Below are 14,510 nucleotides of genomic sequence, written 5' to 3' on the forward strand. Positions count from 1 at the left end.
GCGTGAAACACACCCCCGGACGGACTCAGTGCGCGGCCTCGGCTATGTGCTGCGTGCCGATCCGCTTGCGGAACACCCAGTAGGTCCACCCCTGGTAGAGCAGGACGATCGGCGTGGCGATCCCCGCGCACCAGGTCATGATCTTCAGGGTGTACGGGCTGGAGGAGGCGTTGGTGACCGTCAGGCTCCAGTCGGCGTTGAGCGTGGACGGCATGACGTTCGGGAAGAGAGAGAGGAACAGCATCGCCACGGCGGCCACGATCGTGACCCCCGACAAGGCGAACGACCACCCCTCCCGTCCCGCCTGGTTGGCGGCGAGCGCGGCCACCAGGGCAGCCACGGCCACGACCAGCGCCACCAGGCTCCTGCCGTTGCCCGTGTCGGCCTGCGTCCACAGCAGGAAGGCCAGCGCCAGCGCGGCGGTCACCAGGCCCACGCGCAGGGCCAGCTTCCGCGCCCGCTCCCGGATGTCACCGACGGTCTTCAGAGCCGTGAACACCGCCCCGTGGAAGGTGAACAGGGTCAGGGTGACCAGCCCGCCGAGGAGAGCGTACGGGTTGAGCAGGTCCCCGACACTGCCGACGTACTCGAAGTTCCGGTCGATCTTCACGCCCCGCACGATGTTGCCGAAGGCCACACCCCACAGGAAGGCGGGAATCAGCGAGGTCCAGAAGATGGCCGTCTCCCAGTTGCGCTGCCACATCTCCTCGGGCCGCTTGGCCCGGTACTCGAAGGCGACGCCCCGCACGATCAGGCAGACCAGGATGACGAGCAGCGGCAGGTAGAAGCCGGAGAACAAAGTGGCGTACCACTCGGGGAAGGCCGCGAAGGTCGCGCCGCCCGCGGTGAGCAGCCAGACCTCGTTGCCGTCCCAGACCGGGCCGATGGTGTTGATCAGCACCCGCTTCTCGGACCGGTTGCGGGCGAGCAGCTTGGTGAGGATGCCGACCCCGAAGTCGAAGCCCTCCAGGAAGAAGTAGCCGGTCCACAGGACGGCGATGAGGACGAACCAGACGTCGTGCAGTTCCATGACTGTGCAGCTCCCTGGGCCTAGTACGAGAAGGCCATCGGCTTGTCGGCGTCACGGGAGTCGCCGCCGATCTTCGTGGGCGGGTTGAGGTCGGCCTCCGTGAGCTCGGGCGGGCCGGCCTTGACGTACTTCACGAGCAGCTTCACCTCGACGACGGCGAGGATCGCGTAGAGCAGGGTGAAGACGGTCATCGAGGTGAGGACCTCACCCTGGGAGACCCCGGGGGAGACCGCGTGCCGGGTCTGCAGCACGCCGTAGACGACCCACGGCTGGCGGCCCATCTCGGTGAAGATCCAGCCCCAGGAGTTGGCGATCAGCGGGAAGGCCAGGGTCCAGACGGCGATGCGCCAGAACCAGGTGGTGAGCTTCGGGCTGAGCGCCTTGTCCTTGAACAGGACCAGGTGTGGCACCTCGTCGTCACCGACCCGCAGATGCTGCGGCAGCAGGAACTTCTTGCGGGTCAGCCAGAGCCCGGCCAGGCCGAGGGCGAAGGACGCCATGCCGAAGCCGATCATCCAGCGGAATCCCCAGAAGGTGACAGGGATGTTGGGCCGGTAGTCGCCGGGCCCGAACTTCTGCTGCTCGGCCTTGTTGACGTCGTTGATGCCCGGGACGCGCGAGGTGAAGTCGTCGTTGGCCAGGAAGGACAGCAGGCCCGGAATCTCGATGGCGACGGTGTTGTGGCCCTTCTCCACATCGCCGTAGGCGAAGATCGAGAACGGCGCGGAGTCCTGGCCGTTCCAGAGGGCCTCGGCGGCGGCCATCTTCATCGGCTGCTGCTTGAACATGACCTTGCCGAGCACGTCACCGCTGACGGCGGTGAGCAGACCGGCGATCACGACGGTGATCAGGCCGAGCCGCAGCGAGGTCTTCATCTCCCGGATGTGCTTCTTGCGGGCCAGGTGGTAGGCGGCGATGCCGACCATGAAGGCCCCGCCGGTGAGGAAGGCCGCGGAGAGCGTGTGGAAGACCTGGCTGAGCGCCGTGTTCTGGGTCAGGACCGCCCAGAAGTCGGTGAGTTCGGCCCGCCCCCTGGCCGGGTTGATCCGGTAGCCGACGGGGTGCTGCATCCACGAGTTGGCCGCGAGGATGAAGTACGCCGACAGGATCGTGCCGATCGCCACCAGCCAGATGCACGCCAGGTGGATCTTCTTGGGCAGCTTGTCCCAGCCGAAGATCCACAGTCCGATGAACGTGGACTCGAAGAAGAACGCGATCAGGGCCTCGAAGGCGAGCGGGGCGCCGAAGATGTCACCGACGAAGCGGGAGTAGTCCGACCAGTTCATGCCGAACTGGAACTCCTGCACGATGCCGGTGACCACACCCATCGCGATATTGATCAGGAAGAGCTTGCCCCAGAACTTCGTGGCTCTGAGGTACTTCTCCTTCTCCGTGCGCACCCAGGCCGTCTGCAACCCGGCCGTCAGGGCGGCCAGCGAGATCGTCAGGGGGACGAACAGAAAGTGGTAGACGGTGGTGATGCCGAACTGCCAGCGCGCCAGTGTCTCCGGCGCCAAAGCCAGGTCCACGTCGTCACTCTCCTTACCTCGCCGCGGTCACAGCTTGCCGTCCGATCGGATGTAACGCACATCACGGGAGCAATCAGACGCGCTTGTGAACGCGTTCACATTCACAAGCAATTATGACGCATGGCCGTTCGAGGTGAGGGATGGGGGGTCCCAGGGGCGGGACGGAAGGTCCCTGACGCTTGGGCCCCCGCACCTGACCAGGCGACTTCCCGGTCACCATGTCCTCGACCGGGCCGACGGCACCTCCGCCTCCTGGCGGCGGCCCGCACCGACGACCCGGTCGTGTTGTGAAACCGCGGCGCTCAGGCCTCCTTGCGGAACGCCTCCGCCGCCTTCAGGAAGATGTCGTTTGCCTCGGCCTCTCCGACGGTCACTCGCACGCCTTCACCCGCGAACGGCCGGATCACCACGCCGGCCTGCTCGCAGGCCTCGGCGAAGGCGACCGTGCGCTCCCCCAGCCGCAGCCACACGAAGTTGGCCTGCGTCTCGGGCACCGTCCAGCCCTGTGCGCGCAGCCCGTCGACCACGCGTGTGCGCTCGCACACCAGTGAGCCGACGCGGCCCAGCAGTGCGTCCTCGGCGCGCAACGAGGCGATCGCGGCCTCCTGCGCCAGCTGGCTGACGCCGAACGGCACCGCCGTCTTGCGCAGCGCCGCGGCCACCGGCTCATGGGCGATCGCGAAGCCGACCCGCAGCCCGGCGAGACCGTACGCCTTGGAGAACGTGCGCAGCACGCAGACGTTGGGCCGCTCCCGGTACAGCATCACGCCGTCGGGCACCTCGGGGTCACGGATGAACTCGCGGTACGCCTCGTCGAGGACCACGAGTACATCGCCGGGGACGCGGTCGAGGAAGCGCTCGAGCTCGGCCCGCCGCACCACCGTGCCGGTCGGGTTGTTCGGGTTGCAGACGAAGATCAGGCGGGTGCGGTCGGTGATCGCGTCCGCCATCGCGTCCAGGTCGTGCACATCGCCCGGCGTGAGCGGCACCTGCACGGAGGTCGCCCCGCTGATCTGCGTGATGATCGGGTAGGCCTCGAAGGACCGCCAGGCGTACATGACCTCGTCGCCGGGACCGCTGGTGGCCTGGATCAGCTGCTGCGCCACGCCGACGGAACCGGTGCCGGTGGCCACGTGGGAGGCCGGCACACCGAAGCGCTCGGCCAGCTCGTTTATCAGGGCCGTGCACGCCATGTCCGGGTAGCGGTTGAAGGAGCCGGCGGCCGTCGTCACCGTCTCCATCACACCCGGCAGCGGCGGGTAGGGGTTCTCGTTGGAGGACAGCTTGTACGCCACCGGACCGTCGGCCGCGGCGGGCTTGCCCGGCTTGTAGGTGGGAATACCCTCCAGCTCGGCACGCAGCTTCGGGCTCGTCTCGCTCACCGCAGTCCTCCTTGTGACCACCACCGGCTTTTCAATACTGCTCACCTTATGAGGATTGGGCGCCGCTGCGAATGGGTCGGCGGCCATCACCCGTGGGCGAGCACGACCCCACTGGTCACTCTGGCATCAGGGGCACCGCTGTACGAACGTGTACGAATTGGGGGGCGCACCACACATATATCTACGCGCCGGTGGCTCACGCCGTGGCGCGCATCCCCCGTGCAGGTGAGTTGAGACCTCTTCGAGACATCGCAGGCTAGGCAGGCCCATGCGCGCCACCACACCACGTCTTGGTCTCGGATCGCTTAACTTCCTTACTTTCTAAAGAAGTTGAACCGTAATGACCATGCAGAAACGTGCCTGTCAATGCGTGCATATGCGTCCGCACTACCCCACCGCATGAGCCCTACTATCGGCTCGCCATGACAGCAGCAGGGAAGCACCAGGTGAGCCGCGCGGAAACCTCACGTCGAGGCAGTCGGCCGGGCCGGGCGGGCATCAGAGACGTGGCCGCCGCCGCCGGAGTCTCCATCACGACCGTCTCCGACGCCCTAAACGGCAAGGGCCGGCTCCCGGACGCCACCCGGCGCCATGTCCGCGAGGTCGCCGACCGGCTGGGGTACCGACCCTCGGCCGCCGCCCGCACGCTCCGTACCGGCAAGTCGGGCCTCATCGGCCTCACCGTGACGACGTACGGGGATGAACCTTTCACCTTCACCGAGTTCGCGTACTTCGCCGAGATGGCCCGCGCCGCCACCTCGGCCGCGCTCGCCCGCGGCTACGCCCTCGTGATCCTGCCCGCGACCTCGCGCCACGACGTGTGGTCGAACGTCGCCCTGGACGGCACGGTCGTCATCGACCCCTCCGACCAGGACCCGGTCGTCAGCGAACTGGTCCGGCAGGGCTTACCGGTGGTCAGCGACGGCCGCCCGGCCGGCTCGCTCCCGGTCACCGCCTGGGTCGACAACGACCACGAGGCCGCCGTCCTCGGCATCCTCGACCACCTCGCCGAGGCCGGCGCCCGCCGCATCGGCCTGCTCACGGGCACCACGACCGACACGTACACCCATCTGTCGACCACCGCCTACCTGCACTGGTGCGAGCGCGTCGGCCAGGACCCGGTGTACGAGGCCTACCCCGCTCACGACCCGTGCGCGGGCGCCGTGGCCGCCGACCGGCTGCTGGCGCGCCCGGACCGCCCCGACGCGGTCTACGGGCTGTTCGACCCGAACGGCACCGACCTGCTCGCCGCGGCCCGCCGCTACGGCCTGCGCGTCCCCGAGGACCTGCTGCTGGTGTGCTGCAGCGAGTCCACGGTGTATGCCAACACCGAGCCGCCCATCACCACGCTCTCCCTGAAGCCGCGCCGCATCGGCACGGCGGTGGTCCAGCTCCTCATCGACGCGATCGAAGGGGTCGACTCGGATCACCCGGTCGAGCAGGTCATACCGACCGAGCTGATCGTGCGCACCTCGTCCCAGCGGCGCCCGCCGCGCACGACGGTCAGCCCGCCTCGGACACCCGAGGGCCGGTAGGACACGGCCGTCGCGGGGCCGCCGAAGACCGCCCAATAGGGGCGAAAGCCCCGGTGAACCGGAGTCCTGCTCCGATTCACCACCCCTGGGTCATCACATGGCGCGATCCGCATTCCTATGATGGGCCCACGACACCGCGGGCCGCTGCGACCAGGCAGTCCGAAGCGGTGCAGCTGCGGCGCGATGGTGGAGGGGTCGATGACTCAGGGGGCCGGTCAGGGACCCGAGGTGGAGCGGACGGCGACGCTGCGCGACTTCCGGGTGCCCGCGTACGTGAACGAGACCGGTCCGTACGCCCACAGCGCGCACCCCGCCGAAACCGTCCGACCGGCCGAGGAGGGCCACCCGGCGGTCGAGGAGGGCTATCCGGACGCGTACACGCCCACCCAGCGCGACCTGCCCGTCATCAACCGCGGTGACACGGTTCAGGTGACCGTGGACCCGGCTGCCGCACCGGCCCCGCAGCCCGCCACCGGCCCCGGCCCCCTCTACGTCGTCGGCGACGTGCACGGCTATCTCGACCAGCTGGTCGACGCCCTCCAGGAGAAGGGGCTCGTCGACTCCGCGGGCCAGTGGTGCGCGGGTACCGCGCGGCTGTGGTTCCTCGGCGACTTCACCGACCGCGGCCCGGACGGCATCGGCGTCATCGAGCTGGTGATGCGGCTGTCCGCCGAGGCGGCCGCGGCCGGCGGCTACTGCAAGGCACTCATGGGCAACCACGAACTGCTGCTGCTGGGCGCCAAGCGGTTCGGCGACACCCCCGTCAACTCCGGTGCGGGCACCGCCACCTTCCAGGCGGCCTGGCTGCTCAACGGCGGCCAGAAGTCCGACATGGACCGGCTCCAGGACCACCATCTGCAGTGGATGGCCCGCCTCGACGCGGTCGAGGAGGTCGACGGCTACCTGCTGGTCCACTCCGACACCACCGCCTATCTCGACTACGGCGACTCGATCGAGGCGGTCAACGACACCGTCCGCGAGACACTCACGCGCAACGACGCGGACGAGGTGTGGGACCTGTTCCGCAAGTTCACCAAGCGCTTCTCCTTCCGCGACGAGGGCGGCGCCGACGCCGTACGCTCCCTGCTCGATACGTACGGCGGCACCCGCATCGTTCACGGCCACAGCCCCATTCCCTACCTGCTGGGCGAAGTCGGCTCCGAGGACGGCGAGGAGACGGCGGACCCGGTGGTGGAAGGACCGCACGTCTACGCCGACGGACTCGCCATCGCCATGGACGGCGGCGTGACCATGGCCGGAAAGCTGCTGGTCCAGCAACTTCCCCTGGAAAGCTGACCGTTCACCGGACGGCCGCCTCATGGTGACGGCCTGTGCAGGTCGGCACCCAATTTGTGGAAACCCCCTGTCACCGCGCGCCGTCACGGCTCTACCATCGGCTTATCCGTAGCAGGCTCCCCTCCGTTTCTGCCCGACGGCTCGCCGCCATGCGAGCCCCAAGCCCTACGGAGCATCGGGGGATGCACATGAACAGCGTTCCGCAGCACCTGCTGAACGAGGACCGCCAGGAATACGAGCGGATCCTCGATGAGGCGCTGCGCTCCGCCCCACACCGCCCGGAACTGGCCGCCGTGGGAAAGCGGCTCAACCCGGAACAACTACGCACCATGGCGCTCAACGCCACCGCTCTGATCACCGCGGCCGCGTCGACCGAGTACCACCACTATGTGAAGATCCGTGAGGAGCTGCGCCGTCCGGCGCCCGCCGCTCCTTCCTCCATGCAGGAGACCTCTCCCGCCGAGCCCGGCGGGACCGCGGCGGGACTGGCCGCCACGGTGGGAGAGGTCGCGGAGACCAGCGGCGCGGGCGCGGGCGCCGTCGTCGCGGTACTCGCTCCCGTCCTCGCCGGCATCGCCGCGGCCCTCTTCCTGCTCGTCGGCTACGTCCTGAGGATGCTCGACCCGGCCCCGGCGTTCGCCCAGACCATGATCACTGCCGGCTGGGTGTTCGGCGCCGTGACCGCGGCCGCGATCCTCGCCGCCGCCGTCGGACTGCTGCTCACCGCCCTGCGCAACCGCCCCTCGCTCGAGGCCGGGCCGTACGGCGGACTGGGCGAGGAGGTCACCCGCGCCCGGGAGGCCTGGCACGACGCCCTGCTCGAACGCGGGATCCTGCCGTTTCTGCGCGAGGCGCTCGCCGACCCCGACCCAGCCGCACTCCACCGCGGGGCCCCGTCGGCACCGACCAGCCGCATGCCGCAACTCGGGTACGACCGGCCCGGGTTCAGCAGCCCCGACGACGGAGTCCCGAGCCGCCGCCCGAGCTACAGCAGCCCGGACTTCACCAGCCCGGACTTCGGAGGACCGGAACACCAGCCGGAGTGAGCCGCCCGCCGCGCCCGCAGGGGCCGCGCAACCCGGGGCACCCGTCCCGTCCCTGCGGACGACGGCCGGGGCCGCCGGGACGCCCACATGCCATGAGCGTCCCGCCCGGTCGCCGCCCCACCGTCCCGCCTCGCCACCCCGGAAGGCTCGCCTGCCCCCGGGACCGTCCGGGAAGCGGGCGCGGACCTCACGGAGCGCCGGATGGCCGGATGGCCGGGCAAGAGTCAGTCCGCGATCGGCAGGTACACCCGGTTGCCCGCGGCGGCGAACTCCTTCGACTTCTGCGCCATGCCCTCCTCGACCTCGGTCTGTGTGGTGCCGTGCTCACGCCGGATGTCCTGCGAGATCTTCATCGAACAGAACTTCGGCCCGCACATCGAGCAGAAGTGGGCGGTCTTGGCGGGTTCCGCCGGAAGCGTCTCGTCGTGGAACTCCCGTGCCGTGTCCGGGTCGAGGGCGAGGTTGAACTGGTCCTCCCACCGGAACTCGAAGCGGGCGTCGGACAGCGCGTCGTCCCAGTCCTGGGCACCAGGGTGCCCCTTGGCGAGGTCGGCCGCATGGGCTGCGATCTTGTAGGTGATGACGCCGGTCTTGACGTCGTCCCGGTTGGGCAGGCCCAGGTGCTCCTTGGGCGTGACGTAGCAGAGCATCGCCGTGCCCCACCAGGCGATCATCGCGGCACCGATGCCGGAGGTGATGTGGTCGTACGCCGGCGCGACGTCCGTCGTCAGCGGGCCGAGCGTATAGAACGGAGCTTCATCGCAGATCTCCTGCTGAAGGTCGATGTTCTCCTTGATCTTGTGCATCGGGACGTGTCCCGGGCCCTCGATCATGGTCTGTACGTTGAAACGCTTGGCGATCGCGTTGAGTTCCCCGAGCGTGCGCAACTCCGCGAACTGCGCCTCGTCGTTGGCGTCCGCGATGGAGCCGGGCCTGAGGCCGTCGCCGAGGGAGTACGTGACGTCGTAGGCGGCGAGGATCTCGCAGAGCTCCTCGAAGTTCTCGTAGAGGAACGACTCCCTGTGGTGCGCGAGGCACCAGGCCGCCATGATCGAGCCGCCGCGCGAGACGATGCCGGTCTTGCGGTTCGCGGTCAACGGCACGTACGCCAGACGCACGCCGGCATGGACGGTCATGTAGTCCACGCCCTGCTCGGCCTGCTCGATGACCGTGTCCTTGTAGATCTCCCAGGTCAGCTCCTCGGCCCGGCCGTCGACCTTCTCCAGGGCCTGGTAGAGCGGCACCGTGCCGATGGGCACGGGGGAGTTGCGCAGCACCCACTCGCGGGTGGTGTGGATGTTGCGACCGGTGGACAGGTCCATGACCGTGTCGGCGCCCCAGCGGGTCGCCCAGGTCATCTTCTCGACCTCCTCCTCGATGGATGACGTCACCGCGGAGTTGCCGATGTTGGCGTTGACCTTCACCAGGAACCGCTTGCCGATGATCATCGGCTCGATCTCCGGATGGTTGACGTTGGCGGGCAGCACCGCGCGGCCCGCCGCGATCTCCTCACGGACGACCTCGGGAGAAACGTTCTCCCGGATCGCCACGAACTCCATCTCCGGAGTGATCTCGCCGCGGCGTGCGTACGCCAGCTGGGTCACCGCCTGGCCCTCACGGCCACGGCGCGGCTGGCGCGGCCGTCCCGGGAAGACCGCGTCGAGATTGCGCAGGCCCCCGCGCGGCGAGGTGTGCTTGACGCCGTCGTCCTCGGGACGCACGGGACGGCCCGCGTACTCCCCGGTGTCGCCACGGGAGATGATCCAGTTCTCCCGCAGCGGCGACAGGCCCCTGCGGACATCGGTGTCGACGAGTGGATCGGTGTACGGGCCCGATGTGTCGTACAGCGTGACCGACTGCCCGTTGGTGAGGTGCACCTGACGGACCGGCACGCGCAGATCGGGGCGTGAACCCTCGACGTACGCCTTGTGCCAGCCGATGGACTTCCCGGCCTCCCCGCTGGGAGCGGTGTGCTCCCCGTCGCTGGAGATCTGCGTGGAGGCAGGCGTGCGTGCGTCCTTGTTGGTCATGAGACCTACTCCCTACGCCGGCATTACCCGGTAACAGGTTCGGCGGTCGACGCAGCGGTTCCCGTCTGTCGGCGTTTCATGTGAGACACCACTCGTTCCACGTGAAACATCGCAAAGACGGAGGTCAGCGCCCTCTCAGCCCGGTGCTCCGAGCTCCCGCGTGTGCAAAGGTGTCTCCACGCTAGCGTCATTTGTGGCGCGGTGAACAGTGGGCCTCTGCCGTTGTTGCGATGATCTGGCGGTGAGCACGACCCAGCAGTTCCCCCATCCACCTCCCGACCCGCGCCACGGACAAGGCTCCTGGCACGGCGAAGGGCAGGGCCAGGCATACGGTCGAGAGCACGGCTACGGCCCGGAGGGCGGGCACGGCCCCGAGACCGATGCCGTGCCCGCGCACCCGCACGGGCACGGACCGGGGACTGGAGACGGGCTCGCGCACGGGCACGCACCGGGGGCCGGGGGCGGTCACGGACACTCGCACAGCCATGGCCACGGGCCCGCCACCCCCGTCTCCAAGCACCTCCGCAAGGTCATCGCGGCGATCCTGATCCCGTTCGCCGCGGTTGTGCTGGTCGGCCTGGCCGTACTGTGGCCCGGCGGCGCCCCCTCGCGCGAGCGCACCGGTGTGGGCTTCGACCGGCAGACGCAGCAGGCCACGGTCGCCAAGGTGGTCCAGGTGAGCTGCAAGTCGGTGAACGCCTCGGGAGGCACGCCCATCGGCGACACCTCCACCGCCGAGGGCTCCTCCGCGCAGGCGAAGGCTTCGGGCAGCTGCAAGAAGGCCACGATCCGGGTGGACACCGGCAAGGGCAAGGGCCGTACGTTCACCGAGATCGTGCAGCCGGACCAGTCAAGGCAGTTGCACCAGGGCGAGAAGGTCGTGGTCGCCTACGAGCCCTCCGCCCCCAAGGATCTGCAGTACTCGGTCACCGACGTCAACCGGCGTTTCCCGGTGGCGCTGCTGGCCGGCATCTTCGCACTCGCCGTCGTGGTCGTCGGGCGGATGCGCGGCGTCATGGCTCTGATCGCGTTGGCCATCAGCTTCCTGGTGCTGGACCTCTTCGTCCTGCCCGCGATCCTGCAGGGCTCGAACCCACTGGTAGTGGCGGTGGTGGGCTCGAGCGCCATCATGCTGATCGCCCTGTACATGTGTCATGGCCTGTCCGCCCGCACATCCGTGGCGGTGCTCGGCACGCTCATCTCACTGGTGCTGATCGGCGTTCTGGGCTCGCTGTTCATCGAGTGGGCCGCGCTGACCGGCAACACCGATGACAGCACCGGCCTGATCCATGGCCTGTATCCGTCGATCGACATGAGTGGTCTGCTGCTCGCCGGAGTCATCATCGGCTCGCTGGGTGTCCTCGACGACGTGACGGTGACGCAGACGTCTGCGGTCTGGGAACTGCACGAGGCCAATCCGGCCATGGGCTGGCGCGGGCTGTACCGCGCCGGCATCCGCATCGGACGCGACCACATCGCCTCCGTCGTCAACACCCTCGTCCTCGCGTACGCGGGCGCCGCGCTTCCGCTGCTGCTGTTGTTCTCCATCGCGCAGAGCAGCGTGACGACTGTCGCCAACAGCGAACTCGTCGCGGAGGAGATCGTAAGGACGTTGGTGGGCTCGATCGGCCTGGTCGCCTCGGTGCCGGTCACCACGGCGCTCGCGGCTCTCGTGGTCTCGGCCGACCGCCCGGCGGAGCAGACCGCGGCGTCGGCCGCCGTGCCGGCTCCGGCGCGCGGCACAAGAGGGAGACGCCGCAAGCGGTGACGCGGTGTCGCCGCCGGCGGTGACGCGGTCTCGGGCGCGGGGTGTTGTCGCTCAGCGTCCCCGGCGCTGAGGTGAAGCGTTACGCCACCGCACTCGTCGTTGCCGTAACGCTTCAGCCCGCGCTCTGTTCCTCCGCCAGGATGCGGTCCAGGGCCTCGTCGAGGTGGGCGTCGAAGTCGGCCAGAGCCCCCTCCTGTCCCAGGGGCACCAGCTTGTCCGTGCGGTCGAGGAACGCCACGAGCGGCGCCGTGGAGGAGCGGAACAGCGCGCGGTCGCAGCCCACCTGAAGCCGGATCAGGACCTCGCTCAGCGAGTCGGTGTCGGCGGGCGAGATCCGCACGTCGCCGTCCCCGCACGGCGTGCCCACCCCGTCGATCAGCAGCTCCCGCCCGAAGGCCCAGGTCACCGGGGCGTCGCCGGGAAGATGGAAGGTCAGCCGCACGGCATAGGGATCACAGGTCTCGTACCGCAGCTCCACCGGGATGCGGAAGGAGAGCTCCTCGGACACGAGAAAGCTCATCATGACCTCTGCCTGTACGGACTCGCGCATCGCTACCCCGTCATCTGCCGTCGACTGGCCGGGAATCATCCCCATGACACTGGTGGCATCTTGCTGAACGTACACAGCAGATCACAAGGAGTGAGTTTTCAGATACTGATAGAGAGCGCGAGGGTGCCCAGACTCCGCCCCACCTCGCTCTGCAGCTGCCGAGCCGCGGGTAGCAGCCGGTCAGCCTGATGGACGGGCAGGGAGAGGGCCATGGTGGCCGCCGCGGTGCCCACCGTGATCGGGACCGCCGCGCAGACCGTCCCCAGCGCGTACTCCTGCCGCTCGGTCACCGGCTCCATCCGCCGCATCCGCTCCAGGCGGCGGAGCAGGGTGTGGTCGTCGCGCACGGTGTACGGGGTCAGGGACTGCACCGGATAGCGGTCGAGATGGTCACGGCGGGCGCTCTCGTCCAGCTGGGACAGCAGGCACTGGCCGATCGCATGCGCGTGCCCGGTCTCACGGAAGTCGGCCCACTCCTCGACCGCCGGGGTGCCCGGGGCGTCGGAGACGCAGATGACCTCGATCTCGCCGTCGCGGTACATCGCGTAGTACACCGGGGCACCGATCGAATCTCGCCACCGCGCGAGCGTGTCGACGACCGTGCTGCGACGTTTCTGCGCAGCTCCGCTGCTGCTCAGCCGCTCGGCCGCCTCACCGAGGAAGAACAGGCCCCGGTCGCGGTACAGATACCCCTCGTGAACGAGTGTGCGCAGCAGGTGATAAGCGGTGGGAAGCGCAAGTCCGGTCTCGCGGGCGAGCTGTTTGGCGGGGGCCCCGTGCTCGTGCCGGGCGACGGTTTCCAGCAGGCGCAGCGCGCGCTGCACGGATCCGATGAGGGTCTGGGGCGCCTCGGACGCCCGGGACCGCTGCTGCTCCGGCACCTTGGCGCGGGGCTGCTCCACGGGGGCCGCGGAGCGCGGCTGCGCGGGAAGTGCAGTGGAGGCGGACGGCGCCCTGGGTGCGGGCGGCGTGTGCCGTTCTGCGGGTGCGGTGTCAACCGTGGCCAAGGGTCACTCCCGTAGCGCGAGGGGGCAGCCCGTGCGGGGAACACGGGTGGGGTTACGCCGCCCGCGGGGGCCAGCCCCCGCGTCGATTTCCGGACCCTATCCGCCTGTCACCGCTCACAGACGGCCCGTGCGGAAAACTTCCCCCCCGCGAGGGAACCGGCGATTCCCGTTACCGGTCACCGGTGTCCCTCGGTGCTCACCAGTCGCCGCGCGAGGACGAGCTGGACATGAACTTCCGCACGATGTAGATCAGCCCGCCGACGAGGGCCACGAAGATCAGCACCTTGAACAGCAGGTAGACCACGAAGCCGACCACGCTCGCTATCACGCCGCCGAAGACGACCAGGGCGATGACCGGCACCGCGATCCACTTCACCCACCACGGCAGACCCGCGAAGATCTCTCGCATTGCCCTCGTCCTTACCTCTCCGCCCGCCCTGTGCCGGGTCCTGTCGGTGCCCCGCACCGTCCGGTGCCGGGCCCTGTCGATGTCCTGCACTCGATGCTAGGGCCGGGAGGGGGCCCGACGGGGGCTCCGCATCCCTTGTCCTCCCCTGACCGTTCCCCTAGGGAACCCCGAGACGGCGCCTCAGGCTTCCGGTGGAGAGAACACCACCAGGACCCGCAGATCCTCGCTGATGTGATGGAACTTGTGCGCGACTCCGGCCGGCACGTACACCACGCTGCCGCGCGCCACCTCGGTCGTCTCAAGACCGACCGTGATCGAGGCGCGGCCGCTCACGACGAAGTACACCTCGTCCTGGTTGTGCGGCCGCTGCGGGTCGTGGTCGCCCGCGCCGAGCGCGTACAGACCGACCGACATGTTCCGCTCCCGCAGGAACTGGAGGTAGGCGCCCTCGTTGGCGGCCCGCTCCGCCTCCAGTTCGTCCAGCCGGAATGCCTTCATCGTCCTCGCCCGTGTTCGTAGTCGATCTGGTCTGCCACGATCAGACACATGAAGAATTTCGTAGTCAAGACGATCGCCAACGCGGGCGCCCTGGCGGTCGCCGTCTGGCTGCTCGACAAGATCACCCTGACCGGTGACAGCACCGCCAAGAAGGCCGGCACACTGATCGTCGTCGCCCTGGTGTTCGGCCTGGTGAACTTCCTGGTCAAGCCGATCCTGAAGGTGCTCACCTTTCCCCTGTTCATCCTGACGCTCGGCCTGATCACGCTGGTGGTCAACGCGCTGATGCTGCTGCTGACCTCGTGGGTGTGCGGCAAGCTCCAGCTCAGCTTCCACGTCGAGGGCTTCTGGACCGCCGTCGTCGGCGGCCTGATCATCTCGGTCGTCTCCTGGGCGCTGAACATGGTGCTCCCGGACGAGGACTGAGCCA

The 14,510-nt window shown here is 68.9% G+C and carries 13 protein-coding genes and 1 riboswitch; of the genes, 5 read left to right on the plus strand and 8 right to left on the minus strand.

Going from position 1 to position 14,510, the window contains the following annotated elements; translation table 11 throughout:
- Positions 1-25: 25 nt before the first annotated feature.
- From cydB to hisC, 3 genes are all read right to left on the minus strand, one after another.
- Complete coding sequence (cydB, locus tag ACH4UM_RS14800; protein WP_398178014.1) at positions 26-1,030, minus strand: cytochrome d ubiquinol oxidase subunit II; 1,005 nt, start codon at positions 1,028-1,030, stop codon at positions 26-28.
- 20 nt (positions 1,031-1,050) lie between these two features.
- Positions 1,051-2,559, minus strand: a complete 1,509-nt coding sequence (locus ACH4UM_RS14805) for a cytochrome ubiquinol oxidase subunit I (RefSeq protein WP_398178017.1) — start codon at positions 2,557-2,559, stop codon at positions 1,051-1,053.
- 302 nt (positions 2,560-2,861) lie between these two features.
- Entirely contained in the window at positions 2,862-3,941 is a 1,080-nt protein-coding gene (hisC, locus tag ACH4UM_RS14810; RefSeq protein WP_398178020.1) for a histidinol-phosphate transaminase, read from the minus strand.
- Between the two features lie 422 nt (positions 3,942-4,363).
- On the opposite strand from hisC, the gene ACH4UM_RS14815 reads away from it, so the two are divergent.
- From ACH4UM_RS14815 to ACH4UM_RS14825, 3 genes are all read left to right on the plus strand, one after another.
- Positions 4,364-5,476, plus strand: coding sequence for a LacI family DNA-binding transcriptional regulator (locus tag ACH4UM_RS14815; RefSeq protein ID WP_398178023.1), 1,113 nt, complete (start codon positions 4,364-4,366; stop codon positions 5,474-5,476).
- Positions 5,477-5,659: 183 nt separating this feature from the next.
- Positions 5,660-6,772, plus strand: a complete 1,113-nt coding sequence (locus tag ACH4UM_RS14820) for a metallophosphoesterase (RefSeq protein WP_398178026.1) — start codon at positions 5,660-5,662, stop codon at positions 6,770-6,772.
- A 182-nt stretch (positions 6,773-6,954) separates the two neighbouring features.
- Positions 6,955-7,818: a hypothetical protein gene (locus ACH4UM_RS14825; protein WP_398178029.1), complete on the plus strand. Its 864-nt coding sequence runs from the start codon at positions 6,955-6,957 to the stop codon at positions 7,816-7,818.
- Positions 7,819-8,042: 224 nt separating this feature from the next.
- Here the strand turns inward: ACH4UM_RS14825 and thiC are convergent, their stop codons facing one another.
- Positions 8,043-9,848: a phosphomethylpyrimidine synthase ThiC gene (gene thiC / locus ACH4UM_RS14830; RefSeq protein WP_398178032.1), complete on the minus strand. Its 1,806-nt coding sequence runs from the start codon at positions 9,846-9,848 to the stop codon at positions 8,043-8,045.
- A riboswitch (TPP riboswitch) is annotated at positions 9,841-10,018 on the minus strand. It overlaps the preceding gene by 8 nt.
- Before the next feature lie 71 nt (positions 10,019-10,089).
- Between thiC and ACH4UM_RS14835 the strand changes: the two genes are divergently transcribed.
- The gene (locus tag ACH4UM_RS14835) at positions 10,090-11,616 is read left to right on the plus strand and encodes a YibE/F family protein (protein ID WP_398178035.1); all 1,527 of its coding nucleotides are present in this window, start codon (positions 10,090-10,092) and stop codon (positions 11,614-11,616) included.
- 112 nt (positions 11,617-11,728) lie between these two features.
- Here ACH4UM_RS14835 and ACH4UM_RS14840 read toward each other — a convergent pair whose 3' ends face one another.
- From ACH4UM_RS14840 to ACH4UM_RS14855, 4 genes are all read right to left on the minus strand, one after another.
- Positions 11,729-12,166: an SsgA family sporulation/cell division regulator gene (locus ACH4UM_RS14840; protein ID WP_398178038.1), complete on the minus strand. Its 438-nt coding sequence runs from the start codon at positions 12,164-12,166 to the stop codon at positions 11,729-11,731.
- Between the two features lie 98 nt (positions 12,167-12,264).
- Positions 12,265-13,173: an IclR family transcriptional regulator gene (locus ACH4UM_RS14845; protein ID WP_398178041.1), complete on the minus strand. Its 909-nt coding sequence runs from the start codon at positions 13,171-13,173 to the stop codon at positions 12,265-12,267.
- 196 nt (positions 13,174-13,369) lie between these two features.
- Positions 13,370-13,582 (minus strand): DUF5326 family protein, encoded by a 213-nt coding sequence (locus tag ACH4UM_RS14850; RefSeq protein WP_398178044.1) that lies wholly within the window; start codon positions 13,580-13,582, stop codon positions 13,370-13,372.
- 180 nt (positions 13,583-13,762) lie between these two features.
- Complete coding sequence (locus ACH4UM_RS14855) at positions 13,763-14,080, minus strand: cupin domain-containing protein (RefSeq protein ID WP_398178047.1); 318 nt, start codon at positions 14,078-14,080, stop codon at positions 13,763-13,765.
- Positions 14,081-14,128: 48 nt separating this feature from the next.
- Between ACH4UM_RS14855 and ACH4UM_RS14860 the strand changes: the two genes are divergently transcribed.
- Positions 14,129-14,506 carry a phage holin family protein gene (locus ACH4UM_RS14860; protein WP_398178049.1) on the plus strand — a complete coding sequence of 126 codons (378 nt, stop codon included), beginning with the start codon at positions 14,129-14,131 and terminating at the stop codon, positions 14,504-14,506.
- Positions 14,507-14,510: the final 4 nt, after the last annotated feature.

The organism is Streptomyces sp. NPDC020801 (assembly GCF_044334385.1).
In the GTDB taxonomy this organism is placed as follows: domain Bacteria; phylum Actinomycetota; class Actinomycetes; order Streptomycetales; family Streptomycetaceae; genus Streptomyces.